The sequence below is a fragment of the Achromobacter sp. 01N37 genome (assembly GCF_056399725.1).
Window position 1 is genome coordinate 30,298 of sequence record NZ_JBFTRX010000011.1, and the last position, 23,295, is coordinate 53,592.

At 65.1% G+C, this 23,295-nt stretch carries 25 protein-coding genes; 15 read left to right on the forward strand and 10 right to left on the reverse strand.

What is annotated here, in order from left to right:
* Nucleotides 1-41: 41 nt before the first annotated feature.
* Nucleotides 42-473 (reverse strand): GFA family protein, encoded by a 432-nt coding sequence (locus tag AC1DSJ_RS21240; RefSeq protein ID WP_342067036.1) that lies wholly within the window; start codon nt 471-473, stop codon nt 42-44.
* Nucleotides 474-680: 207 nt separating this feature from the next.
* Here AC1DSJ_RS21240 and phnC point away from each other — a divergent pair, with 207 nt between their 5' ends.
* The 3 genes from phnC (at nt 681) to phnE (ending at nt 3,546) form a co-directional block, all read left to right on the forward strand.
* Complete coding sequence (phnC, locus tag AC1DSJ_RS21245) at nt 681-1,523, forward strand: phosphonate ABC transporter ATP-binding protein (RefSeq protein ID WP_175171430.1); 843 nt, start codon at nt 681-683, stop codon at nt 1,521-1,523.
* Nucleotides 1,524-1,644: 121 nt separating this feature from the next.
* A complete protein-coding gene (gene phnD, locus AC1DSJ_RS21250; RefSeq protein ID WP_441372092.1) occupies nt 1,645-2,628 on the forward strand; it encodes a phosphonate ABC transporter substrate-binding protein in 984 nt (327 codons plus the stop codon).
* A 123-nt stretch (nt 2,629-2,751) separates the two neighbouring features.
* Entirely contained in the window at nt 2,752-3,546 is a 795-nt protein-coding gene (phnE, locus tag AC1DSJ_RS21255; RefSeq protein WP_054422522.1) for a phosphonate ABC transporter, permease protein PhnE, read from the forward strand.
* 43 nt (nt 3,547-3,589) lie between these two features.
* On the opposite strand, the gene AC1DSJ_RS21260 is transcribed toward phnE, so the two are convergent.
* From AC1DSJ_RS21260 to AC1DSJ_RS21270, 3 genes are all read right to left on the reverse strand, one after another.
* Complete coding sequence (locus AC1DSJ_RS21260) at nt 3,590-4,099, reverse strand: GAF domain-containing protein (RefSeq protein WP_441372093.1); 510 nt, start codon at nt 4,097-4,099, stop codon at nt 3,590-3,592.
* Nucleotides 4,096-5,070 (reverse strand): Bug family tripartite tricarboxylate transporter substrate binding protein, encoded by a 975-nt coding sequence (locus AC1DSJ_RS21265; protein WP_175171432.1) that lies wholly within the window; start codon nt 5,068-5,070, stop codon nt 4,096-4,098. Before AC1DSJ_RS21265 ends, AC1DSJ_RS21260 begins: the two co-directional genes overlap by 4 nt.
* 73 nt (nt 5,071-5,143) lie before the next feature.
* On the reverse strand, nt 5,144-7,003 hold the full coding sequence (locus tag AC1DSJ_RS21270) for a gamma-glutamyltransferase family protein (RefSeq protein ID WP_441372094.1): 1,860 nt from the start codon (nt 7,001-7,003) through the stop codon (nt 5,144-5,146).
* 109 nt (nt 7,004-7,112) lie between these two features.
* On the opposite strand from AC1DSJ_RS21270, the gene AC1DSJ_RS21275 reads away from it, so the two are divergent.
* Complete coding sequence (locus AC1DSJ_RS21275) at nt 7,113-8,108, forward strand: LysR family transcriptional regulator (RefSeq protein ID WP_441372095.1); 996 nt, start codon at nt 7,113-7,115, stop codon at nt 8,106-8,108.
* Nucleotides 8,109-8,230: 122 nt separating this feature from the next.
* On the opposite strand, the gene phnN is transcribed toward AC1DSJ_RS21275, so the two are convergent.
* The 4 genes from phnN to phnF form a co-directional block, all read right to left on the reverse strand.
* Nucleotides 8,231-8,815: a phosphonate metabolism protein/1,5-bisphosphokinase (PRPP-forming) PhnN gene (gene phnN, locus AC1DSJ_RS21280; protein WP_441372096.1), complete on the reverse strand. Its 585-nt coding sequence runs from the start codon at nt 8,813-8,815 to the stop codon at nt 8,231-8,233.
* A 122-nt stretch (nt 8,816-8,937) separates the two neighbouring features.
* Complete coding sequence (locus AC1DSJ_RS21285; RefSeq protein ID WP_441372097.1) at nt 8,938-9,681, reverse strand: DUF1045 domain-containing protein; 744 nt, start codon at nt 9,679-9,681, stop codon at nt 8,938-8,940.
* 2 nt (nt 9,682-9,683) lie between these two features.
* A complete protein-coding gene (locus tag AC1DSJ_RS21290; RefSeq protein WP_342067028.1) occupies nt 9,684-10,877 on the reverse strand; it encodes an alpha-D-ribose 1-methylphosphonate 5-triphosphate diphosphatase in 1,194 nt (397 codons plus the stop codon).
* A 115-nt stretch (nt 10,878-10,992) separates the two neighbouring features.
* Nucleotides 10,993-11,715, reverse strand: a complete 723-nt coding sequence (gene phnF / locus AC1DSJ_RS21295) for a phosphonate metabolism transcriptional regulator PhnF (protein ID WP_054422516.1) — start codon at nt 11,713-11,715, stop codon at nt 10,993-10,995.
* Nucleotides 11,716-11,900: 185 nt separating this feature from the next.
* Here phnF and phnG point away from each other — a divergent pair, with 185 nt between their 5' ends.
* The 9 genes from phnG to AC1DSJ_RS21340 all read left to right on the forward strand — a co-directional run bounded on the left by phnG (nt 11,901) and on the right by AC1DSJ_RS21340 (nt 18,908).
* Nucleotides 11,901-12,371 carry a phosphonate C-P lyase system protein PhnG gene (gene phnG, locus AC1DSJ_RS21300; protein ID WP_342067027.1) on the forward strand — a complete coding sequence of 157 codons (471 nt, stop codon included), beginning with the start codon at nt 11,901-11,903 and terminating at the stop codon, nt 12,369-12,371.
* A gap of 1 nt (nt 12,372) precedes the next feature.
* On the forward strand, nt 12,373-12,990 hold the full coding sequence (gene phnH, locus AC1DSJ_RS21305) for a phosphonate C-P lyase system protein PhnH (protein ID WP_441372098.1): 618 nt from the start codon (nt 12,373-12,375) through the stop codon (nt 12,988-12,990).
* 1 nt (nt 12,991) lies between these two features.
* Entirely contained in the window at nt 12,992-14,107 is a 1,116-nt protein-coding gene (locus AC1DSJ_RS21310; RefSeq protein WP_441372099.1) for a carbon-phosphorus lyase complex subunit, read from the forward strand.
* Entirely contained in the window at nt 14,104-15,066 is a 963-nt protein-coding gene (locus tag AC1DSJ_RS21315; RefSeq protein ID WP_441372100.1) for an alpha-D-ribose 1-methylphosphonate 5-phosphate C-P-lyase PhnJ, read from the forward strand. Before AC1DSJ_RS21310 ends, AC1DSJ_RS21315 begins: the two co-directional genes overlap by 4 nt.
* Entirely contained in the window at nt 15,063-15,839 is a 777-nt protein-coding gene (phnK, locus tag AC1DSJ_RS21320) for a phosphonate C-P lyase system protein PhnK (RefSeq protein WP_054422511.1), read from the forward strand. The genes AC1DSJ_RS21315 and phnK overlap by 4 nt, the downstream gene beginning before the upstream one ends.
* Before the next feature lie 2 nt (nt 15,840-15,841).
* Complete coding sequence (gene phnL, locus AC1DSJ_RS21325) at nt 15,842-16,561, forward strand: phosphonate C-P lyase system protein PhnL (protein WP_441372101.1); 720 nt, start codon at nt 15,842-15,844, stop codon at nt 16,559-16,561.
* 2 nt (nt 16,562-16,563) lie between these two features.
* Nucleotides 16,564-17,763 (forward strand): alpha-D-ribose 1-methylphosphonate 5-triphosphate diphosphatase, encoded by a 1,200-nt coding sequence (locus AC1DSJ_RS21330; protein WP_342067025.1) that lies wholly within the window; start codon nt 16,564-16,566, stop codon nt 17,761-17,763.
* 41 nt (nt 17,764-17,804) lie between these two features.
* Nucleotides 17,805-18,347 (forward strand): MOSC domain-containing protein, encoded by a 543-nt coding sequence (locus tag AC1DSJ_RS21335; RefSeq protein ID WP_054422508.1) that lies wholly within the window; start codon nt 17,805-17,807, stop codon nt 18,345-18,347.
* 126 nt (nt 18,348-18,473) lie between these two features.
* Entirely contained in the window at nt 18,474-18,908 is a 435-nt protein-coding gene (locus AC1DSJ_RS21340; RefSeq protein ID WP_054422507.1) for a hypothetical protein, read from the forward strand.
* A 33-nt stretch (nt 18,909-18,941) separates the two neighbouring features.
* Here the strand turns inward: AC1DSJ_RS21340 and AC1DSJ_RS21345 are convergent, their stop codons facing one another.
* Both AC1DSJ_RS21345 and AC1DSJ_RS21350 read right to left on the reverse strand, forming a co-directional pair.
* On the reverse strand, nt 18,942-19,319 hold the full coding sequence (locus AC1DSJ_RS21345) for a hypothetical protein (RefSeq protein WP_175171442.1): 378 nt from the start codon (nt 19,317-19,319) through the stop codon (nt 18,942-18,944).
* An 88-nt stretch (nt 19,320-19,407) separates the two neighbouring features.
* Nucleotides 19,408-20,718, reverse strand: coding sequence for a dicarboxylate/amino acid:cation symporter (locus tag AC1DSJ_RS21350; protein WP_441372102.1), 1,311 nt, complete (start codon nt 20,716-20,718; stop codon nt 19,408-19,410).
* Between the two features lie 364 nt (nt 20,719-21,082).
* Between AC1DSJ_RS21350 and AC1DSJ_RS21355 the strand changes: the two genes are divergently transcribed.
* Together AC1DSJ_RS21355 and fba are read left to right on the forward strand one after the other, a co-directional pair.
* Nucleotides 21,083-21,982: an SMP-30/gluconolactonase/LRE family protein gene (locus AC1DSJ_RS21355; RefSeq protein ID WP_054422506.1), complete on the forward strand. Its 900-nt coding sequence runs from the start codon at nt 21,083-21,085 to the stop codon at nt 21,980-21,982.
* Nucleotides 21,983-22,187: 205 nt separating this feature from the next.
* Complete coding sequence (gene fba, locus AC1DSJ_RS21360) at nt 22,188-23,252, forward strand: class II fructose-bisphosphate aldolase (RefSeq protein ID WP_054422505.1); 1,065 nt, start codon at nt 22,188-22,190, stop codon at nt 23,250-23,252.
* The last annotated feature ends 43 nt before the right edge of the window (nt 23,253-23,295 follow it).

Here is a 23,295-nt window from a genome sequence, read left to right on the forward strand (position 1 = left end):
TAAATCGGCCACCGCAGTTGTTCAACCATCAGGTTGAGAATTTATGTAACGACCTGCGCGGCGGGTTCGTGCGCGTCTTCGATGGCGCCCGGGTGTTGCGGAAGGTTGTCCGTGATGTCGAACCACGGCGCCTTGCTGCCTACATGACAGTGCGCGGAAGGTTTGATGCCGGGATCATCGTCCAGGGCGCCCAATGGCAAACCATAGGTGTCCGGAGTCTGGTCGAAGCGGCTGAGCAACGGCGTGCCGCAGGCTTCGCAAAAACCGCGGTAATTGCCCGGCGACGAGGCATACCAGGTGACGTGGTTTTCGCCCTTGGTCCATTTGAAGTCGGTGACTTGAACCGACGCGCGGCTGCGAAAGGCGGCGCCATGCGACTTGCGGCACATCACGCAATGGCAATTCAGGGCGTTGGTAAGAGGGCCGTCGATTTCATATTCAACGCGGCCGCACAGGCAAGAACCTTTGATCATGATGACCGCCCGGCAAGTGGGGAAACAGTTCGAATATACCCGCGCCGTCAAACCGCTGCGACAGGCCGGTCGGCGCATTTATGACGCAGGTCTTTCAATCGATTGCTGACCCCGTATTTTCTGTCAACGGATTCAATCTCCGGGTCATCGCGCTGTCATGCGCCCAAAACAGAATGCCGCAATGACCACATACAAGGGGATCAAGCGATGACGTACGCCATCGAAGTACATGCCTTGAGCAAGACGTTCCATGCCGGCGCCAAAGCGCTGGACAACGTCAGCCTGCAAATCGCCGACGGCGAAATGGTGGCCTTGCTGGGCGCATCGGGCTCGGGCAAATCCACCTTGCTGCGTCATCTGGCGGGCTTTGTCGCGGGTGATGCGGGCCAGGGCAGCGTGACGGTCAATGGCCAGCTCATTCAACAGAATGGCCGCCTGAGCCGCAACGTGCGCCGTGCGCGCGCCAGCATCGGATTCGTGTTCCAGCAATTCAATCTGGTGGGCCGCCTGCCGGTCATCACCAATGTGCTGACGGGCTTGTTGCCGCGTGTGCCGCTGTGGCGCAGCCTGACCCGCTGGTTTCTGCGCGCTGAAGTGCGCCAGGGCCTGGATGCGCTTGCGCAGGTTGGTATAGACGACTACGCATTTCAGCGCGCCTCCACCTTGTCGGGCGGCCAGCAGCAGCGCGCCGCGATTGCGCGCACGCTGGTGCAAAACGCCCGCGTGATCCTGGCGGACGAACCCATCGCGTCGCTGGACCCGGAATCGTCGCGCCGCGTGATGGACACGCTGGCGCAGATCAACCGCAGCCGCAAGGTGGCCGTGGTGGTGTCGCTGCATCAGGTGGATGTGGCGCTGCGCTATTGCCCGCGCGTGGTCGCGCTGCGCCACGGCAAGGTCGTCTACGACGGCCGCGCCGCCGACCTGACGCCCGAGATGCTGCGCAACCTGTACGGATCGGAACTCAGCGAGCTGCTTCCCGAATACACGCAACAGGCGCCGGCCATGCCGGGCCTGGCGCCGTTGTCTCAGCTGGCGCAAGCCGCCTGACGTGCGGCCTGACATGCCGCCTGACATGCAGCCTGCCACGCGGCCTGTTCTGCCCCTCGGTCACCTTTACCCCAGACACTTTCGCCCCAGTCACTTTTGGCCATTTCCCCCGGAGCCATCCATGCTACGCAGAACCTTCGTCACCCTGATCGCCGCCGCCGCGTTGTCCACGCAGGCTAACGCGCAAGACGCCAAGACGTTGAACTTCGGCATCATCTCGACCGAGTCGTCGACCAACCTGAAGTCCGTCTGGCAGCCCGTCATTGATGACCTGAGCCGCGCCATCGGCGTGCCGGTCAAACCGTTCTTCGCGTCGGACTACGCCGGCATTATCGAAGGCATGCGTTTCAACAAGGTGCAGATGGGCTGGTTCGGCAACAAGTCGGCCATCGAAGCCGTGGACCGCGCCAAGGGCGAAGTGTTCGCCTCGGTCATCGACAAGGACGGCAACCCGGGCTACTGGTCGCTGTTGATCGTCAACAAGGACAGCAACCTGAAAACGCTGGACGACGTATTGAAAAGCGGCGGCAAGCTGAGCTATGGCGCGGGCGATCCGAACTCCACGTCCGGCACCGCTGTGCCTGGCTACTACCTGTGGGCCGCCAACAAGATCGAACCCAAGACCTTCTTCAAGACGGTGCGCGCCAGCAACCACGAAGCCAACCTGCTGTCCGTCATCAACAAGCAGGTGGACGTGGCGGTGAATAACACCGAAGCGTTGGAGCGCTATCGCCTGAGCACCGGCAAAGACGCCAACGACAGCGTGCGCGTGCTGTGGAAGTCGCCGCTGATCCCGGCTGACCCGCTCGTCATGCGCAGCGACCTGCCGGCTGACCTGAAAGGCCGCATCCGCGACTTCTTCATCAACTACGGCAAAGGCAAGGACGCCGCGCGTGAAATGGCCAACCTGAAGGCGCTGACCTATCAGGGCTTCCGCGCGTCCGACAACCAGCAACTGGTGCCGATCCGCCAGATCGAACTGGCGCGTGAAAAGGCCAAGGTCGAAGCGGACAGCACGCTGGGCCAAGCCGACAAGCAAAAGCAATTGGCGGACATCGATAGCAAGCTGGCCAGCCTGGGCCAGCCCGCCGTCGCCAAGCAGTAAGCCAAGCAATTAGCCACGTAGTAAGCCAAGCAATTGGCCAAGCATTAAGACGGGCAGGCGGCGCGCCATCAGGTGCGCCGGCCTTGCCCTTGTTGAACGCCATCACGCGGACCGCCTGACGCCATGAACCTAGCCACTCACTCTTCCCGCCTGCCTGCCGCGCCGCGTTCGTCGCTGCCGGTCCTGCTTGTCTGGGCCGTCGTCCTCGCGCTGCTGGTCATGTCATGGCAGGGCGCGGACATGCGGCCGATGGACCTGTTGCGCGACTCGGGCAACATGGCCCAATTCGCCGCCGACTTCTTCCCGCCCAATTTCCGCGACTGGCGCATGTACCTGGACGAGATGATCGTGACGGTGCAGATCGCGGTGTGGGGCACATTCCTGGCCATCGTCGTGGCGGTGCCGCTGGGGCTGCTGTGCTCGTCGAACATGGTGCCCGCGTGGGTCTACCAGCCAATGCGCCGCCTGATGGACGCGTGCCGCGCCATCAACGAAATGGTGTTCGCGATGCTGTTCATCGTGGCCGTCGGCCTGGGGCCGTTCGCCGGCGTGCTGGCCTTGTGGGTACACACCACGGGCGTGCTGGCCAAGCTGTTTTCCGAAGCGGTCGAAGCCATCGATCCGCGTCCGGTCGAAGGCGTGCGCGCCACCGGCGCCAACGCACTGGAAGAAATCGTCTACGGCGTCATCCCGCAAGTGCTGCCGCTGTGGATCTCGTATTCGCTGTACCGCTTTGAATCCAACGTGCGGTCGGCGTCCGTCGTCGGCATCGTGGGCGCGGGCGGCATCGGCACCGTCCTGTGGGAAATCATCCGCAGCTTCCGCTACGCCGAAACCTGCGCAGTGATGATCATCATCGTCGCGTTCGTGATCGTGATCGACATGCTGTCGTCAAGGATTCGGCGGGCGTTGATTTAGCAATGCGGAGTGGGGGCCTGTTTGTGCAGGCGGCCCAACTGACTTACGCCTGCCGCAACGCCAGAAACGCCGGCAGCGCCAGCAGCGCCGCCAGTCTTGCGTTGTCAATATCAGCCTCGGACACTTGCGCGCGCGTCATCAGGAAGTTCACCGTGCCCAGGCAGGTGTCCCCGTAGACGACGGGCACGTTGATCACCGATTGCAATCCAAGCTCGCGGATGGCGTCGTGGTCGTTGAAGAATTCGCGGATGGCGTCGACGCCTTCGCCCACGAACACGCGTTGCTCCAGCAACACATGGCGGCCCCAGGGGGTGCCGTTTTTGTCTTTGCTGCCGCCGGGCGGGTAAGCCTTGGGGTTGGAGCTGTACAGGCGCACGACGCGCATGGCGTCGGCGTCGTAGCGGTTGACGGTGCACAGCGTGTGTTCAAGCGAGGCGCGGGCGTAGGCGTCGATCGCCGCGAACGCCGCCGTGGCGTCGGCGGCGGCGTACGCCAGCGCGACCGCGTGCACGCCGGCCAAGGCTGGCGTGACGGAAGTCGGTTGCGATGTCATTCGGCGGTAATTCCCAATTCCTTGATCAGCTTGCCGTACTTGTCGGCGTCGCGCGTCAGGATCTGGCCGAATTGTTCCGGCGTGGTTTCCGTCAGCAGCACGCCCATGTCGCCCATTTTCTTGATGACGTCGGGACGCTTCAGAATCAGGTTGATTTCGCGGTTCAGGCGGGCGGTCAGTTCAGGCGGCATGCCGGCGGGGCCGAACGCGCCGTACCAAACTGACAGCTCGTAGCCCGGCAGCGTTTCGGCTACCGTCGGCACGTTGGGCATGAGTGGCGAGCGCTTTTCTTCGGTGACGGCCAGCAGCTTCAGCTTGCCCGTCTGCACGTGCGGCAGGGTTTGCGTGCCGGCGCTGAACAGCACTTGCGTGCGGCCCGCCACCGTGTCCAGCACCGCAGGCGCGCCGCCACGATACGGGATGTGCATCATCTTCACGCCAGCGGCTTTTTCGAACAGCGCGGCGCTCAGGTGGTTGGTCGAACCCTGGCCGGCGGACGCGTACGCCACGGTGTCCGGGTGCGCTTTCAGGTAGTCGACGAATTCCTTCACGTTGGTGGCCGGCACCGACGGATGCACCACCATCGTGTTGGTGACCAACGCCAATTCGGCGATGGGCGTGAAGTCCTTCACGCCGTCAAACGGCATGTTGGAATACAGCGCCTGGTTCATCGTGTGCGTGCTCATCGAGCCGACCAGCAGCGTGTAGCCATCGGGCTTGGCGCGCGCGACGAAGGCGGTGCCGATGTTGCCCGATGCGCCCGAACGGTTTTCCACGATGACGGGCTGGCCGAGCGATTGGGTCAGCCCTTCGGACAGCACGCGCGCCAGGATGTCGGTGGACCCGCCTGCCGCCCACGGCACGATCAGCGTGATGGGCTTTTCAGGCCAGGCGGCCTGCGACACCGCGGGTGCGGCCAGGGCCAGGCCCAGCGCGCACGCGCGCAGCAGTCGTTTGAATTGCACTTTCATGATGTTTACCCCTTGTGTCAGTGCCGGTCTGGACGCCGGCTGGAAAGAAAATAGATGCGTGTTCGTTATGTGGCTATCGGCCAACGGCGTAACCCTGCATGCCGCGCGGGTTGGCGCCGGCGCGCAGCAGCAGGCCGCCGCCCGCCCCGGGTTCGCGTGTGCAGGCGCTGATGCGTCCTTCGGACCACGCGGGGCCGACCTTGACGTCGTGGCCGGCGGCGCGCAGCGCTTCAATGGTGGCCTCGGGCAATCGTGATTCCACCGTCAGACGGTTCAGCGTTTGCGTGCGCGGCCAGAACGAACCGGGGAAGTGGTCGATGTGCCAGGACGGCGCATCGATGGCCTCTTGCAGATTCATGCCCATGGCGTGGCGCAGGAAAAAGGCAACCGTCCATTGATCCTGCTGATCGCCGCCCGGCGTGCCAAACGCCATATAAGGCTGGCCGTCGCGCAGCACCAGGCCCGGCGACAACGTCGTGCACGGGCGCTTGCCCGGTTGCAGCTGGCCGGCGACGCCGTCGTCCAGCCACGTCATTTGCAAACGGGTCGTCAGCGGAAAGCCCAGCCCCGGCACGACCGGGCTGGACGACAGCCAGCCGCCCGACGGCGTGGCCGCCACCATGTTGCCGTCGCGGTCGATGACGTCGATCTGGCAGGTGTCGCCCACGAAGATTTCGCGTGCGGCCCATTCGGCCACGGGCGGCAAGGCGGCAAACGTGGGCTCGCCCACGCCAAAGCGCGTGTCGGAGGCGGCCAGTGTGCGGTCGGCAGCGGCCAGGTCGGGCAGGCGCGGCGCCACGCCTGCCGGGCTGCCCGGTTGCAAGGTGGCAGACGCGGTGCCAAGAATGCTGGCGGCGCGCGTCTTGGCGTAGGCATCGCTCAGCAAGGCAGCCAGCGGCACCTGCACAAAATCGGGGTCGCCATACCAGGCGGCGCGATCGGCGAACGCCAGCTTGGCGGCTTCGGCGATGCGGTGCACGAATTCGGGCGAGGTCGGGTCCAGGCCATCCACACCCAGATGCCGCAGCATGGCCAGCTGCTGCAAATGCACCGGCCCTTGCGACCACACGCCGCATTTGGCCACCGTGTAGCGGCCGTATTGCGTGGTGACGGGTTCGTCATACGTGGCGCGCCAATCGGCCATGTCCGACTTGCGCAGCAGGCCGCGATTGCGTTGCCCGGTGGTGTCGCGCACGGCTTCGTGCGTGTAGAAGGCGTCGATCTTGTCGGCGACAAAACCGCGATACCAGCACGCCAGCGCGGCGTCGATGCGGCCCACGCGGTCGCTGCTGGCCGCATGCGCTTCGTCCAGGATGCGGGCGTAGGTGGCGGCGATGGCGGGCGTGCGGAACAAGGCGTCGGGCGCGGGCACGCGGCCGTCGGGCAGCCAGACATCGCGCGAGCTCGTCCATTCCTCGCGGAACAAGGCCTGCACGGCAAGAATGGCTTGCGACACGCGCGGCACCAGCGGAAAGCCGTTCTGCGCATAGTCGATGGCGGGCCGCAGCACATCGGCCAATTCCCAGGTGCCGTAGTCGCGCAGCAGGGTCAGCCACGCGCCGAACGCACCCGGCACGGTTGCGGGCAGCAGCCCGATGCCCGGCACCAGCTCCACGCCCAGCCCACGAAAGTAAGCGGGCGTGGCCAGCGCGGGCGCGGGGCCTTGGCCGCACAGCGCGCGCATGCGCTTTTCGTTTTCGCTCCAGAACAGAATGGGCACTTCGCCGCCCGGGCCGTTCAGGTGCGGCTCCACAATCTGCAAGGTGAAGCCGCCCGCCACGGCCGCATCGTACGCATTGCCGCCGCGCTCCAGCACGCCCATCGCCACTTGCGAGGCGAGCCAGTGCGTGGACGAGACCACGCCGAAGGTGCCGCGGATTTCAGGGCGGGTGGTGAACGACGGAGATGCGGGTGAAGGTGCGGATGCGCTCATGGTCGACGGGGCCGGCAGCGGTTGGGAATGCCTGAAGTATAGGATCGTGAAATAACTGGATTCATCTTTATTGGCATAATCCGATAACCGTCTAGTTATAGAGAAAACCGTGAGCTGGGATGCCGCCCGTTTGGCCAACCGCCTGAAGCACCGCCATCTGGCGCTGCTGATCAACATCGCCGCGCATGGCTCGTTGACCCGTGTGGCCGCCGCCACCGGCATCAGCCAGCCCGCCGTCACCAAGGCGCTGGCCGAGCTTGAAGACATCTTCGGCGGCCCGCTGTTCGTGCGCAGCGGCCGCGGCCTGCTGCCCACGCCGTTGGGCGATCTGGCGCTGGTGCGCGCGCGGCACATGCAAAGTGATCTGGACTTGTGGGCGCGCGAAGTTGAAGCGCTGCATGCGGGCCATTCCGCGCATCTGAACGTGGGCGTGGTGCCCTACGTGTCCAGCGCCTTGTTGACGGCGGCCATCAGCCGGCTGCATCAGCGCTATGGCGTCACGCTGACGCTGCACCGCGCCACCACCGATCATCTGGTGCCCATGCTGCGCCGGCACGAGCTGGATTGCGTCATCAGCCGCGCGACGTCCACGGTGATGCTGGACGACCTGATCCACCGCGTGCTGTACCGTCAACGGCCGCGGCTGATTGCGCATAGCCGGCTGGCGCAGCGGCTTGCGCGCCGCAAGCCCGACTGGGCGGCAGTGGCGGCAATGAACTGGGTGTTGCCGGCGGCGAATACGCCTACGCGTCAATTGATCATCGAACACTTCATCCGCGCGGGGCTGCGTGCGCCGTCCCCGGTGCTTGAGGCCTATTCCACCGATGTGATCGAGGGCATGCTGACGATGAATGAATCGCTGATGTCGGTGGTGCCCGAAGACATCGCGCGCGAACTTTGCCAGCGCGGCAAGCTGGGCATGCTGCCCTGGGATTTCGGCTGGGAGCTGCCACCGATCAATCTGATCCGCCGCAAGCGGGACCAGGTGCTGGCGGCGGAAGAACGCTTTTCCGAAATTCTTTCGGAATTGTGTGGCGATGGCGCGCTGCCGGAAGGGGCGGTGGCCAGTGCGGCGGGTAACGCGGTGGCGACTCCGCGCGGTTAGCAAGCCAGCCGTAGTGAGCCGGCCGTAGTCAGCCAGGCGTAGTCAGCCAGCCGTAGCAAGCCAGCCGTAGTCAGCCAGCCGTAGTCAGCCAGCCATAGTCAGCCAGCCGTAGTCAGCCAAACTTAGCGCGCCAGCATGTCCCGCGCGATCCCCAGCAGCGCCGCGGCCGCCGCTTGCGGGTCGGCGTCATTGCTGACCCGCTTCAACGCGCAGCCCTGCGGCACCGCGAACGCCTGCGTGGCGCGCGACAAGCGTTGCACGATCTGCTCGGCGCTTTCCCGTCCGCGTCCCGCCAGCCGTTCGGCAAGCCTTGCGGGGTCCACCGTGATTTCCACCGCCGTCATCGCCGGGTAGCGCGCATGCGCCTGTTCCAGGTGTTCACGCGACCCATTCACAATCACCGCCGCGCCATACGCCAGCCAGGTGTCGATCTCGATACCGATGCCGTAATGCAAGCCGTGGCTCGCCCAGCGCAGGGCGAAGCATCCCAGCGCGGCGCGGCGCGCGAATTCTTCGGTGGACAGACGCAGCGCATCTTCGGTGCCGCCGCTGTCACGCGTGATGTAGCGGTGCGCCACCAGCACCGGCTCGTCATCCGTCAGATGCGCGCGCAACAGACGCAGCAAGGTGTCCTTACCGCTGCCTGATGCGCCCATCAAGTAGATCAGCCGCGCGCCGCTGGCGGGCGGCGTGACGAATGTGGGCAAGGGGGCAGCAGATGGGGATGGAACCGGGGCAGCAGATGGGGCAGGAGATGCGGCAGGAAACGGGTCAGCAGATGGGGCAGGAGATGCGGCAGGAAACGGGGCAGGAAACGGGGTAGGAAGTGTCATGGCGCCGCGGGCCCTTGCAGATAGTCCGCCCCGATCGCATCCGTATGCGCGCCATCGAAATGGTAGTGGCGCGCTGCGACGAAATCCGCGCCGGGCGTGGCCTGCACATACACGCTGACGCCTGGCACCGCCATGCGCTGGCCGCGCAAGGGGGCGGCAAAGGCCGCGACGCGGCGTTGCGCCTGTTCCAGCGCATCACCGCTGAGCTTTCCCGTCAGCGTGATGTGGAACGTGTAGGTGTCGAAGGCGTAGGGGTAGCCCCAGCGCGCCAGCATGGCCTGCTGTTCGGGCGATAGCCATTGCGGCTGGCGGCGTGCGGTTTCCTCAGGCGTGGGCGGAGCGCGCAAGTCATCGAGCTGCTGCACGGCCGCATTGGCCAGCGCCTGGATGTGGGCTTGCCCTTGGGCGTCGTCTTCGGCGATGCACCACGCGAGAAAACCGCGCAGCGTTTCGCATTCCAGCGCGACATCAAATGCTTGGTTGGATCGGGCGAGTTCGCGTGCGGCGGCGTCCACGGCTTGCGGCGTAGCGCCCGTGCGCAAGCGAAATGGCGCCTTCAAGGTGGCATGCAGGCCGTAGTGACGCGGCGCCTGCGTCCAGGCTGGCGGCGTGTCCAACTGGCCCGGCAACGACGGCAGGGCCAGGCCGGTGTCGGCGCAACGGCCGAGCCAGCGGCTGCCGAGTTCGCGCCACGGGCCGGTGGGCGCCAGGTACAGGGCGTAGCGATGGGCAAGCGGCATGGTCAGGCCGCCATGCGGTGGCTGTGATCGTCGCCGAATGCGCGCGTGGCGTAGCGCAGTTCGCCGCCGACAATCGCGGCCACCACCCGGGGCAGCCCGGCAATATGGTCGTCTACGACAATGGCGTCGGCAATCAGCCCCGGCGTCAGCGCGCCACGGTCTTTCAAGCCCGCGGCGCGTGCCGGGTTCATCGACACCAGATTCCACGCTTGCGCCAGCGGCAGCACGCCGTCCTGCACCAGCCGCATCACGGCAGCCAGCGGGGCAGGGTAGTAGTAGTCGGACGTGAGGATGTCGCACAAGCCGTCGCGCACCATCTCGGTGGCGCTGGGCGCGCCCGTGTGGCTGCCGCCGCGCACGACGTTTGGCGCACCGAACACCACGGAGTTGCCCAGGTCGCGCGCCACGCACGCGGCGTCGCGGGTCAGCGGAAACTCCGCCACGCCGCAGCCCAGCTGATGGTAGTAACGGCGCGTGGCGGCGTCGGGGTCGTCGTGCGAGGCCACCTTCAAACCGGCGGCTTGCGCACACAGGGTCAGCTCGCGCATGGCGTCGGCCACGGAATCCGCGGCAGACATCGCCGCGCGGATGCGCTCCTGGAAGGTGTCCAGATCGCATTCGGCGCGGTTGGCGTATTGCATCAGCTTGCGGTCGTCGCCCAGGCGGCGCGCCATGCTGGGCAGGTGGTCGTTCAAGGCCAGAAAGCGCACGCGGCCATCGCGTATCCATTGTTGAGCCAAATCCACGCCGCCCACGTGGTGCGTTTCGAACCGCAGATGCACGTAGTGGCGTGCGCCCATCATGAGCTTCATGCGGTCCAGCGCGTCGAACATGCGTTCGGCATAGGCTTCGCCGCGCAAGCCGCCTTCCCAAGACAGGGTGACGCCGTGGAACTCGGTGGTGATGCCGTTGGCCAGCAATTGGCGGTCGACGTCGAACAGCGCGCTGTCATACGGAAAGGTGACACTGGGACGCGGCATGATGGCGCGTTCGAAGGCGTCGCCATGCAGGTCAACAATGCCGGGCAAGACCAGCAGGTTGCCCGCGTCGAACCAGGGCGCGCCCCGGGCGGGAGCGGGTCCGCCGTCGGCGATCAGCCCGCCTTGAAAGCGCAGGCTGGCTTGTTCGACGCCGCGCGGCGTCAGGATGCGTTGGCCTGTGACACCGGCCAGGGGCGAGGGGGCGTGTGAGTTCATAGCGTGACGTTATCGACGTTGCATGACAACCAGATGTCTAGATGAGTAGAGTTGCTTTCAATTTCAGTTTCAGCCGCCGCCGCCGTGACGCCACGGACGGCGGCGGCTGTGCCTTCTAGCTGTCGTCCGCCACCATCAACTGCACCAGATCGCCCACGAAGCGGGTGATGCTGTATTGCAGCGGTGCGCCGTCCTGGTCCACGTTCAGCGCTTCCACCTGAAGAATCGGGCGCGTCTTGGGTTGGCCCAACAGACGCGCGATTTCAGGCGAGGGCAGGGTGGCGGTAATGCGCGACCACTTGCGCGTGTAGTCGCCAATGCCGTAGTGCGCGTACACCTTCGACACCGAACGCAACGCGGTCAGGCGGTCGGCAAAATCCGGAAAGCGTTTTTCGTCAAAGAAATGTTCTGAAGCGCTAATCGGCCGGTTCTCGGCCTTGCCCACGATCTGCACGCGCAAGAGCGGCGCGGTGCGCGCCAGCCCCAGGTGCTTGGCGATGTCGGCGGCGCGCAAGGTCTGGCTGCCCATTGATTCCACATGGCCCAGCACGCCCTGGCTGCGCAGGTTCTCGGAAAAGCGCGTGCGCTTGCCGATGGCGTAATCAATGGCATGTTCCTGCACGAAGGTGCCGCGGCCCTGTTCGATCCGGACCAGGCCGCTTTGCTCCAGCTCGCCCATGGCGCGCCGGATGGTGTGGCGGTTGACGGAAAACTTGGCGGCCAGCTCCGGCTCGGACGGCAGCTGTTCGCCCGCCATGTAGAGCTTGTTGCGGATGTCGTCCGCCAGGGACTCGCCAATTTGCCGCCAGACGGCGATGCCGGAACCTCGTTCAACCATAGGGGTGCGCTCGTGCTGTCACAACAGCTTCATGAAGAATGGCTGTGATTGTGCACCATGCGGCCCCCGCCGGATAGGCGGTGTACGGATGCCGCAACTGTCATCAAAAATTCACGCCAGCCTGTTGAACTTCGAATTGCCAGCGATCATACTTCATCCAGTCGTCTAGACGTGTAGAGGAAATAATGGATCACTCACAAGCAGGACAGGAAGCGGCCAACGCCCAGCGCGCCGCCTGGATGCGCGTGTTGTCGCTGGCCAGCCCGGCTGCGCTGGAAGGCGCGTTCAGCGCCTTGGGGCAACTGCCTGGCCACCAGACGTTGCGGCCGGCGCAGACCGGCATGGCCATGGTGCGGGCGCGCAGCGGCGGCACGGGCGCGCGCTTCAACCTGGGCGAAATGACCGTGACACGTTGTGCCGTCACGCTGGATGGCGGCGTCGTGGGCGTGGCCTATGTGCAGGGGCGGTCGCTGCGCCACGCCGAGCAGGCGGCGGTGGCCGACGCGCTGCTGCAACTGCCTGATTGGCACGACACGGTACAGACGCAACTGATACAGCCGCTGGCCCGCGAGCACGCGGACAAGGTCGAACGCCAGGCGCGCGTTGCGGCGCAGACCAAGGTGGAATTCTTCACGATGGTGCGAGGCGAGGACTGACATGCAAGCACAAGCTTTCACTGCCCCGGCCGCCAGCCGTGGTTTGCTCCCCGGGTTCGCTGACCCCGTGCGCGATGCGCAAACCACCTTTCGCAGCGCCTTGCAGGCCCTGGCGCACCCCGGCCGTATCCAGGAAATTACCGCTGACAGCGGCGTGCCGGAAGGCTTGTCGCCCGCGATGACGGCGCTGCTGTTGACGCTGGTGGATGTGGACACGCCGCTGTGGCTGCCGCGCACCGTGCACGCCGATGTGCTGGCCTTTCTGCGTTTTCACTGCGCCTGCCCCATCGTGCCGTCGCCCGCGCTGGCGCGCTTTGCGGCGGTGCCGGCGGGCGGCGAAGCCCCGGCCCTGTCGGCGTGCCATCCCGGTGACCCGGCCTATCCCGACCTGTCCACGACCTTGCTGATCGACGTGGCATCCCTGTCGGCGGGCGACGCGGTCAGCCTTACCGGCCCCGGTATCCAGACGCGGCAGACGCTGTCGGTGGCGGGCCTGCCCGACGGCTTCTGGCGCGAATGGCGCTTGAATCATCAACGGTTTCCGCTGGGCGTGGACGTGTTCCTGACGCAAGACCGGCGGATGTGTGGATTGCCGCGCACCACGCGCGTGGAGAACTGACATGTATGTGGCCGTCAAAGGGGGCGAACGCGCCATCCTGAATTCCTACCGCATGCTGGACGACTACCGGCGCGGCGACCGCGAGGTGCCTGAGCTAAGCCTGGACCAGATTCGTGAACAGATGCCGCTGGCGGTATCGCGCGTGATGGCCGAGGGCTCGCTCTACGATCCGCAGCTGGCGTCGCTGGCCTTGAAGCAGGCGGCGGGCGATGTGATCGAAGCGGTGTTTTTGCTGCGCGCCTATCGCACGACCTTGTCGCGCTACGGCTATACGCAGCCGATCGATACGGGCGCCATGCGTTTGCAGCGCCGCATCTCGTCCACGTTCAAGGACGTGCCGGGTGGCCAGATTCTGGGCCCCACCTATGACTACACCCAGCGCCTGCTGGACTTCACGCTGGAAGCGCAGCGCGAGGCCGATGCCTTGCCTGCGGGCGACGACGCGCTGGACAGCAGCATGCCTCGCGTGACAGACCTGCTGGCGCACGATGAGCTGATCGACGCCGAGCCCGTGCCGGAAGGCGACCCCGAACCCTTCGACCTGACCCGTCAGCCGCTGGACTTTCCGGCAAGCCGCGCCGCCCGCTTGCAGAACCTGGCGCGCGCCGATGAAGGCTTCTTGTTGTCGATGGGGTATTCCACGCAGCGCGGCTACGGCAACACGCACCCGTTCGCGGCCGAAATCCGCTACGGCGCGCTGGAAGTCGAGATGCATATCGAAGAGCTTGGCTTCACCGTCACCCTGGGCGAAATCGACATCACCGAATGCCAGATGGTSAGCCAGTTTGCCGGCAACGCCGCCGAAGGCCCGAAGTTCACACGCGGCTACGGCCTGACGTTTGGCTACGGCGAACGCAAGGCCATGTCGATGGCGCTGGTAGACCGCGCACTGAAAGCCAAAGACCTGGGCGAACGCGCCGACTCGCCCGCCAACGACCACGAGTTCGTGCTGTATCACAGCGACAACGTCGAGGCCTCGGGCTTTGTTCAGCACTTGAAGCTGCCGCATTACGTGGACTTCCAGGCCAATCTGGAATTGCTGCGCCGCCTGCGCGCCGACCGCCGCGCGCCGCAGGACGCAATCAACGATCTGATGGACGAGGCGGTTTCCTCATGAACGCACCCCACGCAACGGTCGAACGCGACGATCACTACAACTTCGCGTATCTGGATGAATCCACCAAGCGCATGCTGCGCCGCGCGCTGCTGAAGGCGGTGGCAATCCCCGGCTATCAAGTGCCATTCGGCAGCCGCGAAATGCCGCTGCCCTATGGCTGGGGTACGGGCGGCATTCAGGTCACCGCGGCCATCATGGGGCAGGACGATGTGTTGAAGGTGATAGACCAAGGGTCTGACGACACCACCAACGCCATCAACATCCGCCGCTTCTTTGGCCGCGTGACGGGCGTGGCCACGACGGAATCCACGCCGGCTGCCACCATCGTGCAGACGCGCCATCGCATCCCTGAGACGCCGTTGCGCGAAGGGCAGGTGATGGTGTTCCAGGTGCCGATCCCTGAGCCGCTGCGCTGGCTGGAGCCCAGCGAAACCGAAACCCGCACGATGCATGCGCTGGCCGAGTATGGCGGCATGCATGTGAAGCTGTACGAAGACATTGCGCAGCATGGCCACATCGCCACGACGTATGACTACCCCGTCATCGTGAATGATCGCTACATGATGCGGCCGTCGCCGATTCCGAAGTTCGACAACCCCAAGCTGGACGGCAGCCCCGCGCTGATGCTGTTTGGCGCGGGCCGCGAAAAGCGCGTGTATGCGGTGCCGCCGTATACGCGGGTGAAGAGCCTGGATTTCGAAGACCACCCCTTTACGGTCGAAACGTGGTCCGAGTGCTGCGACCTGTGCGGGTCACGTGACAGCTATCTGGACGAAATCATTCTGGACGACGCCGGCACGCGCCGCTTTGTGTGCTCGGACACGGAGTACTGCAACGATCGCCAGGCCGATCAAGCGAATCAAGCCAAACCCGCCAATCCAGCCAAACCCGCCAATCCAGCCAAATCCTCCAATCCCGCCCACCCCGCAGGGCAACTCCACCCCGAGGCCACAGCATGACATCCCACCCTTTGCTATCCGTGCGCAACATGACGCGCACGTGGGACGGCGTGCATGGTTGCCGCGACGTCAGCTTCGATCTTTACCCCGGTGAAGTGCTGTGCGTGGTGGGGGAGTCCGGCTCGGGCAAGAGCACCTTGCTGTCGGCCGTGTCGTACCAAACGCAGCCGGACGCGGGCAGCGTCTGGTACGACACCCGCGACCAGGGCTTCATCGACCTGGCCGCGCTGCAAGGCGCCCGGCTGCGGCTGCTGGCGCGCACCGATTGGGGCTTTGTGCGCCAGAACGCACGGGATGGGTTGCGCATGCAGGTCAGCGCGGGCGCGAATATCGCAGAACGCCTGATGGCCGTGGGCGAACGCCACTACGGCGAGCTGCGCGACGTGGCCGGCAACTGGCTGCAAAAGATGGAGATCGACGTGAGCCGGCTGGACGATACGCCGGTCTCGTTTTCCGGCGGCATGCAGCAGCGCTTGCAGATCGCCCGCAACCTKGTSACGCATCCGCGSCTGGTGTTCATGGACGAGCCCACKGCSTCGCTCGACGTGTCGGTGCAGGCGCGTCTGCTGGACCTGTTGCGTCAACTGGTGACGGACCTGGGCCTGGCCGCGATTGTCGTCACGCATGACCTCGCGGTGGCGCGTCTGCTGGCGCATCGCACCTTGGTGATGCGTGGCGGCGTCGTGGTGGAAAGCGGCCTGACCGACCAGATTCTTGACGACCCTCAACACCCCTACACCCAGTTGCTGGTGTCTTCCATTTTGCAGAGCTGACCATGCACGCAAGCACTCCCATGATCGAGGTGCGAGGCCTCGGAAAAATGTTCACGCTGCATAACCAGGGCGGTATCCGCCTGCCCGTGCTGGACGCGGTGGACTTCGACGCGGCGGCGGGCGATTGCCTGGTGCTGTCCGGGCCGTCTGGCACCGGCAAGAGCACCTTGCTGCGCTGCCTGTATGGCAACTATCTGGCCACCGAGGGCAGCATCCGCGTGCGTGCCCACGGCGATTGGGTCGAGCTGGTGGGGGCGCCCGAGCAGCGCATCCTGGCGCTGCGACGCGACGTTATCGGTTATGTCAGCCAGTTCCTGCGGGTCATTCCGCGCGTGTCGGCGCTGGACGTGGTGGCCGAACCGCTGCGCATGGCGGGGGTGGACGCGGAAGATGCGCGCAGGCAGGCGGGCGCGTTGTTGCAGCGGCTGAATGTGCCGTCGCGGCTGTGGGGGCTGGCGCCCGCTACGTTTTCGGGCGGCGAACAGCAGCGCGTGAATATCGCGCGCGGCTTCATCGCCCGCCACCCCATTCTGTTGCTGGACGAACCCACCGCGTCGCTGGACGCCGATAACCGGCGCGTGGTGATCGCGCTGATACACGAAGCGCTGGCCGCAGGCCGCTGCCTGCTGGGCATCTTCCACGATGCAGAAGTGCGCGACGCCGTCGCGACCCAAACCCTGGCGCTGCGCCCTCCGCAGCCCGCGACGGCCGACCTGGAGTGACCATGCAAAGCACTTATCTGACGAACGCCCGCGTGTTGATGCCCGACCGCGTCCTGGAAAACAGCGCGGTGCTGATCGACGACGGTTGCATCGTGGCCATCGACCCCGACGGCGCGCAGGCGGACCGCGTGATCGACCTGCAAGGCCAGACCCTGATGCCCGGCCTGATCGACCTGCATTGCGACGCCATCGAAAAAGAAGCCGAGCCGCGTTCGCGCGTGCTGTTTCCGCTGGACTTTGCGGTCGCCCAGGTGGACCGCCGCAACGCCGCAGCGGGCATCACCACGCCCTATCACGCGCTGTCGTTTGCGAACAATGAATGGGGCGTGCGCAACAACAAGACGGCGGCCGAAGTGGTGCGCACGTTGCGCGCGTTTCGTCAGCACAGCCTGGTGGACAACCGCGTGCATTGCCGCTACGAAGTCACGGACGAGACCTCGGTGGAGGTGCTCTGCGCCTTGATGGACGAGGGCGCGGTGGACCTGTTGTCGGTCATGGACCATTCGCCGGGGCAGGGACAGTTCAAGACGCTGGAATCCTATCTGCAATACATGATGGGGAACCACGCGATGAGCCGCGAGCAGGCGGAAGAAGCCGCCAACGCCAAGACGCGTTCGAAAGACGGCGCGGTGACGCGGGTGGAGACCTTGCTGTCGCACGCGCAATCGCGCGGCATTCCCACAGCCAGCCACGATGACGACTCCATCCACCGCATCGCCACCATGCGCAATCTGGGCGTAGCGATGAGCGAATTCCCGATCACGCTGGATACCGCGCGTGCTGCGGTCTCTTGCGGGCTGCCGACGATTCTGGGCGCGCCCAATGTGTTGCGCGGGCAAAGCCAGAGCGGTTCGATGCGGGCCATTGACGCCATCCGCGCGGGCGTGGCCAGCTGCCTGTGTTCCGACTACCAGCCGTCCACGCTGATTGCCGCAGCGTTCGCGGTGGCGGCGCAGACGGATTTGACGTGGCCGCAGGCGATTGCGCTTGTCACGGCAAACCCGGCCGACGCTTGCGGGTTGACGGATCGGGGCCGCATTGCGGTCGGCCAGCGGGCGGATCTGGTGGCGGTGGCGCAAGTGGGCTGCCTGCCGTTGGTCAGTCACACGTGGTCGGCGGGCCGGCTGGTATTCTCCACGCACTATCTGCCGGCGCGCACGCCGGCGGTAGCGATACGCGAGCCGCAGCGCGTGGCGGCCTGAATGCGCTTTTGCGCACGTCTCGTCCTTCCTGGAGAACCGCGATGCATCCGATCGTGACCGCCGTGGCGCTAAGCGCCACGCACACGTTCAGCAAGCCGATTGTGCCGATGATCATGTTGATTGAAGGCTTGGGTGTGGAGGGGGATGCCCATCTGGGCGTGACCGTCAAACACCGGTCCCGCGTGCGGGCCGACCCGACGCAGCCCAACCTGCGTCAAGTGCATCTGATTCAGGCAGAGTTGCATGACGAGTTGCAACTGGCCGGATTCAACGTGGCCGAGGGCACGATGGGCGAAAACATCACCACGCGGGGTATTGATTTACTGGCCCTGCCGCGTGGGGCGCGGCTGCGCATCGGCGCCGATGCCGTGATCGAGATCACCGGCCTGCGCAACCCCTGCGTGCAACTGGACCATTATCAGAAAGGTCTGACGGCCGCGGTGCTGGGGCGCAACCCCGACGGCAGCCTGCAACGCCGGGCGGGCGTGATGGGAATCGTGATTGAAGGCGGGGCGGTCAGCCCGGGCGACACCATCCGCACCGATCTGCCCGCACTGCCGCATTGGCCGCTGGAGCGCGTATAGGGGCAAAAACATCGCCAGCAGTCACAGACGGGCCGCCGCGCATCTGGTTAAATGGCGAAATGGCGTAACGGCCTAAGGCGCAGCCGACTCTTTCACGGCTCGCTATCCCATCTTCCGGAGCGCGCGATGGCACGATTCAATTTCACCCAAGACCCCGAAGAACCCGATCTGTGGGCGGCCGAAAACGTGCCTGCCGGCGATGGGCGTCCTCCCATTCACGTCATGATCCAGACGGATGGCGAAGAGCCCGATAGCGGCGCATCCAAGGTGGTCAAGGGCATCATCGACAATCTGGACGATCACATCCTGGCAGCGGCCGAGTTCCTGCTGGATAACTATTCGTACGAGCACTGCAAGAAGCTGGGCATCGAAGACGATCAACTGCTGCAGGAAGAAACGGCGGAAGCCATGGCGGAAAAAGCCGTGCTGCGCGCGTTGTGGCTGTTCGATGAAGACGGCGACGGCTACGAACTGTGGTTCACGTTGCCCTGGGACCCGGTCCACACCTACGACGTCGAATTCGAAGACGGCGCACCGGTGTCCTGCTCGGTCAACGACTAAGCAAATCTGCCGCCACGCGGCATCGAGCTGGTCTTAGCGGACCAGCTCGAATTTCGTCGCCAGGCTTTGCCCCAGCGACTCATCGTAGCGATAACGCAGCGTGATCGGGCGGCCCTTGCGGATCTGGCCGGGCGGCGTGTTGTCCAGCGACACATCAATCTCGCGGTCCACAAATTCGGTGCAATCGGTATCGGCGCGCGCGCCGTCCGGAATGTCGGCCGACTTGACCTTCAACTTGAACGTGGTTTGAGACAGCTCCGTGCCATCGGTGCGGTATTGACGCATCTGGACGGCAGGCGTGGAAGCCGTGCCGCTCAAGTCGCAGGAGATGCGCGTCCAGGCGTGGGCGGCAGGTGCGGCGGCCATCACGGCGATGGCCGCGAGAATGCCGCGCAGGGGGTGGGGTGTCATGGCATGCGGGTAGCACGTGGCGCTGGGGCGCGACGCGCCGGCGGGTGGCAACAGGGATTCCTATGTTGCTCCCGCCGCTGCGCGCCGGTCAAGCGTTGTCGCGGGCCTCGGCCACGTTCATTTGAGCGGCCGGGCTGGCCACTGCGGCCTGCTCATCCTGCTTATTCTGGTCACCCTGGTCACCTTCCAGCTTGGCGATGACGGCGGTGGCCAGGCTGTTGCCCACCACGTTGGTGGCCGTGCGGCCCATGTCGAAGAACTGGTCGATGCCCATGATCAGCAGCAGGCCGGCTTCAGGCAGGTGGAACATCGGCAGGGTGGCGGCCACCACCACGAGCGAGGCGCGCGCCACACCGGCCATGCCCTTGCTGGTCACCATCAGCACCAGCAGCAGCGTGAGCTGCTGCGAGAAGCTCATCTCGATGTTGTAAGCCTGCGCGATGAACAGCACCGCAAACGACTGATACATCATCGAGCCGTCCAGGTTGAACGAATACCCCAGCGGCAGCACGAAGCCCGAGATGCGCTTGGACACGCCAAAGCGTTCCAGCGCTTCGATGGTCTTGGGGTATGCGGATTCGCTGCTGGCGGTAGAGAAGGCGAGCAGGGTGGGTTCCTTGATCAGCCCGCCCAGGCGGCGCGTGGACTTGCCCAGGAACAGGTAGCCGACGCCAAACAGAATGGCCCACAGCAGCGCCAGGCCCAGATAGAACTCCCCGATCAGTTTGCCGTAGCTGACCAGCACGCCCAGGCCTTCGGTAGTGATGGCGGCGGCCATGGCGGCGAACACGCCCAGCGGCGCAAAGCGCATCACGTAGTCGGTCACGCGGAACATGATCTTGGCCAGCTCATCGATCATGTTGTAGATCGTGTTGTGGCCCTTGCTGCGAATGAACGACAGCGCCGCGCCGAAGAACAGCGAGAACACCAGAATCTGCAGAATCTCGTTGTTGGCCATCGCTTCGGCGATGCTCTTGGGGAACACGTGCGCAATGAAGGCCTTGAGCGTGAAGTCGCCCGTCTTCAGCCCCGACGTGATGCCCGCGTCCGGAATCGCCAGGTTCATGTGCGCGCCGGGCTGGAAGATATTGACCAGCATCAGCCCAAGCAGCAGCGAGATTGCCGACGCAGAGATGAACCAGACCATGGCGCGCAAGCCGATGCGGCCCACGGCATTGGCGTCGCTCATGCTGGCCAGACCGGATACCAGCGTCGCGAACACCAGCGGGGCGATGATCATCTTGATCATGCGCAGGAAGATGTCTGTGATCAGGCTGAAGTACGACGCAATGTCTGCGGCATGTTTCGCGTCTTGCGCCGTCTTATTGCAGAGGTAGCCCACCAGGACGCCCAACACCATGGCGATGCCGATGTAACGCGTCAGCTTCTTTGTATTCATGATCAAAACGGAAACGAGGGACCTGTCGCTCGGCCCGCATTCTGGGCGCGGCCCGCCGGCATGGGGCGAGGCAGGACGGGGTCCGGTGAGACGGATATGCCAGGGGCCCCGAGAGCGCGGGTTTTCCCTTGGGGCGCGATGTTAACGCCGCAAACCTGACAGTTAGTTGTCAGCTTGGGGACGGATCGGGTGTTGACTCCCAGGGGGTCAGGGCGATGGGCTGGATACGTTTCGTATCAATATTCCGCGCTCCCCGAACCCTCGCCGCCCATGCCAGAATGGGCCCGCTCCGGCGCCTTCTGACGGCCAGGGGCGCACCGATAAGAACCGGCCCCGACCGGGGCGATAAATAGGAGACAAGGCAATGCCGAAACGTGAATTGTCCGTGCTGGCGTCCGGGTACACGTACCTGGAAGGGCTGCGGTGGCACGAAGACCGCCTGTGGGCGTCGGATTTCTATACCGAGCAGGTGATCGCCGTGGATCTGGCCGGCAAGGTCGAACAGATCTGCCGCGTGCCGCAGCAGCCTTCGGGCCTGGGCTGGCTGCCCGATGGCCGCTTGCTGATCTCATCCATGAAAGACCGCAAGGTGCTGCGCCGCGAGAAGGATGGCACGCTCGCCGTGCATGCCGACTTGTCGGCGCTGACGGGCGGCCCTATCAATGACATGGTGGTGGATGCCGAAGGCCGGGCCTATGTGGGCAATTTCGGCTTTGACCTGATGGCGGGCGAGCCGGTCGCGACGACCACGCTGGTGAAGGTGGACACGGACGGCGTGGCGCAAGTGGTGGCCGACGGGCTGTGCTTTCCCAACGGCTCGTTCATTACCCCCGACGGCAAGACGATGATCGTCAACGAAACCTTCGGCAACCGCATTTCCGAGTTCGACATCCTGGCCAACGGTGCGCTGGGCCCCCGGCGCGACTGGGCGAACTTCGGCGCCTTGCCCGACAGCGACGACTTGTCAGTGCTGATCGCGGCGTCGGCCATCGGCCCCGATGGCGGCGCGCTGGACGCGGAAGGCGCGGTGTGGGTGGCGGACGCCATCGGCAAACGAATCGTGCGGGTGGCGCGCGGCGGCCAGATTCTTGAGCAGATCGACACCGGCGAATTCGGCATCTTCGCCGCGGCGCTGGGCGGGCCGGACGGCTGCACATTGTTCATGGCCGCAGCACCGGACTTCATCGAAGCCAACCGCCGCGCCAAACCTGAAGGGCGCATTCTGATGACTCGGGTAGACGTGCCGCACGCCGGCCGGCCTTGATCGCGGGCGAGGGTCCAAACGGGGCCGTCGCCCCTTTGTCCATCCCTCGTCCGGGGGATGCGACCTAGCGGCCGAGCAGCGCGCCATCCTCTGAATGGACCGGATACGGCCGGTTGCAAGACCTTTCAGCGATTCCCCCGTAAAATCACCCCATTCAGCAGGACTTCAACCATCTTTCCATAGACAGTACTTAGGAGGACCACTCATGGCCCTAGTCTCCATGCGCCAGTTGCTCGACCACGCCGCCGAGAACGGCTACGGCATTCCGGCTTTCAACGTCAACAACCTGGAACAAGTCCAGGCCATCATGGAAGCCGCTGCGGAGACCGACAGCCCGGTGATCATGCAGGCGTCGGCCGGCGCGCGTAAGTACGCAGGCGAAGGCTTCCTGAAGCACCTGATCCAGGCCGCAGTGGAATCCTACCCGCACATCCCCGTCGTGATGCACCAGGATCACGGCCAGTCGCCCAAGGTCTGCCAAGGCGCCATCGACCTGGGATTCTCCAGCGTGATGATGGACGGTTCGCTGAAAGAAGACGGCAAGACCATCGCCGACTACGACTACAACGTCGAAGTCACCAAGAAAGTCGTGGACATCGCCCACAAGCTGGGCGTGACGGTTGAAGGCGAACTCGGCTGCCTGGGTTCCCTGGAAACCATGGAAGGCGACAAGGAAGACGGCCACGGCGCCGACGGCAAGCTGACGATGGACCAGCTGCTGACCGACCCGGAACAAGCCGCCGACTTCGTGCGCCGCACGCAGCTGGACGCCCTGGCGATCGCCATCGGCACCAGCCACGGCGCCTACAAGTTCACGCGCAAGCCCACGGGCGACATCCTGTCGATCTCCCGCATCAAGGAAATCCACGCCCGCCTGCCGAACACCCACCTGGTGATGCACGGCAGCTCCAGCGTGCCGCAGGAACTGCTGGCCGAGATCCGTGAATTCGGCGGCAACATGAAGGAAACCTACGGCGTGCCGGTCGAGGAAATCCAGGAAGCCATCAAGTACGGCGTGCGCAAGATCAATATCGACACCGATATCCGTCTGGCCATGACCGGCGCGATCCGCCGCTTCTTTGCCGAGAACCCGGAAAAGTTCGACCCGCGTGAATACCTGAAGCCCGCCCGCGCCGCCGCCCGCGCGATCTGTGTGGCTCGCTACACGGAATTCGGCACCGCCGGCAACGCCAGCAAGATCAAGGCGCTGCCGCTGACCGACATCGCCGCGCAATACGCGTCGGGCAAGCTGTCGCAAGTGGTGCAATAAGCTCTGCCGTGCGCCGTCCCCGGGCGGCGCACGCAAGCAAAAG

Excerpts from the sequence above, each read along its gene's own strand:
- AC1DSJ_RS21240 (WP_342067036.1), bottom strand. The coding sequence starts at position 473 with ATGATCAAAGGTTCTTGCCTGTGCGGCCGCGTTGAATATGAAATCGAC.
- phnC (WP_175171430.1), top strand. The coding sequence starts at position 681 with ATGACGTACGCCATCGAAGTACATGCCTTGAGCAAGACGTTCCATGCC.
- phnD (WP_441372092.1), top strand. The coding sequence starts at position 1,645 with ATGCTACGCAGAACCTTCGTCACCCTGATCGCCGCCGCCGCGTTGTCC.
- phnE (WP_054422522.1), top strand. The coding sequence starts at position 2,752 with ATGAACCTAGCCACTCACTCTTCCCGCCTGCCTGCCGCGCCGCGTTCG.
- AC1DSJ_RS21260 (WP_441372093.1), bottom strand. The coding sequence starts at position 4,099 with ATGACATCGCAACCGACTTCCGTCACGCCAGCCTTGGCCGGCGTGCAC.
- AC1DSJ_RS21265 (WP_175171432.1), bottom strand. The coding sequence starts at position 5,070 with ATGAAAGTGCAATTCAAACGACTGCTGCGCGCGTGCGCGCTGGGCCTG.
- AC1DSJ_RS21270 (WP_441372094.1), bottom strand. The coding sequence starts at position 7,003 with ATGAGCGCATCCGCACCTTCACCCGCATCTCCGTCGTTCACCACCCGC.
- AC1DSJ_RS21285 (WP_441372097.1), bottom strand. The coding sequence starts at position 9,681 with ATGCCGCTTGCCCATCGCTACGCCCTGTACCTGGCGCCCACCGGCCCG.
- AC1DSJ_RS21290 (WP_342067028.1), bottom strand. The coding sequence starts at position 10,877 with ATGAACTCACACGCCCCCTCGCCCCTGGCCGGTGTCACAGGCCAACGC.
- phnF (WP_054422516.1), bottom strand. The coding sequence starts at position 11,715 with ATGGTTGAACGAGGTTCCGGCATCGCCGTCTGGCGGCAAATTGGCGAG.
- phnG (WP_342067027.1), top strand. The coding sequence starts at position 11,901 with ATGGATCACTCACAAGCAGGACAGGAAGCGGCCAACGCCCAGCGCGCC.
- phnH (WP_441372098.1), top strand. The coding sequence starts at position 12,373 with ATGCAAGCACAAGCTTTCACTGCCCCGGCCGCCAGCCGTGGTTTGCTC.
- AC1DSJ_RS21315 (WP_441372100.1), top strand. The coding sequence starts at position 14,104 with ATGAACGCACCCCACGCAACGGTCGAACGCGACGATCACTACAACTTC.
- phnL (WP_441372101.1), top strand. The coding sequence starts at position 15,842 with ATGCACGCAAGCACTCCCATGATCGAGGTGCGAGGCCTCGGAAAAATG.
- AC1DSJ_RS21330 (WP_342067025.1), top strand. The coding sequence starts at position 16,564 with ATGCAAAGCACTTATCTGACGAACGCCCGCGTGTTGATGCCCGACCGC.
- AC1DSJ_RS21335 (WP_054422508.1), top strand. The coding sequence starts at position 17,805 with ATGCATCCGATCGTGACCGCCGTGGCGCTAAGCGCCACGCACACGTTC.
- AC1DSJ_RS21340 (WP_054422507.1), top strand. The coding sequence starts at position 18,474 with ATGGCACGATTCAATTTCACCCAAGACCCCGAAGAACCCGATCTGTGG.
- AC1DSJ_RS21345 (WP_175171442.1), bottom strand. The coding sequence starts at position 19,319 with ATGACACCCCACCCCCTGCGCGGCATTCTCGCGGCCATCGCCGTGATG.
- AC1DSJ_RS21350 (WP_441372102.1), bottom strand. The coding sequence starts at position 20,718 with ATGAATACAAAGAAGCTGACGCGTTACATCGGCATCGCCATGGTGTTG.
- AC1DSJ_RS21355 (WP_054422506.1), top strand. The coding sequence starts at position 21,083 with ATGCCGAAACGTGAATTGTCCGTGCTGGCGTCCGGGTACACGTACCTG.
- fba (WP_054422505.1), top strand. The coding sequence starts at position 22,188 with ATGGCCCTAGTCTCCATGCGCCAGTTGCTCGACCACGCCGCCGAGAAC.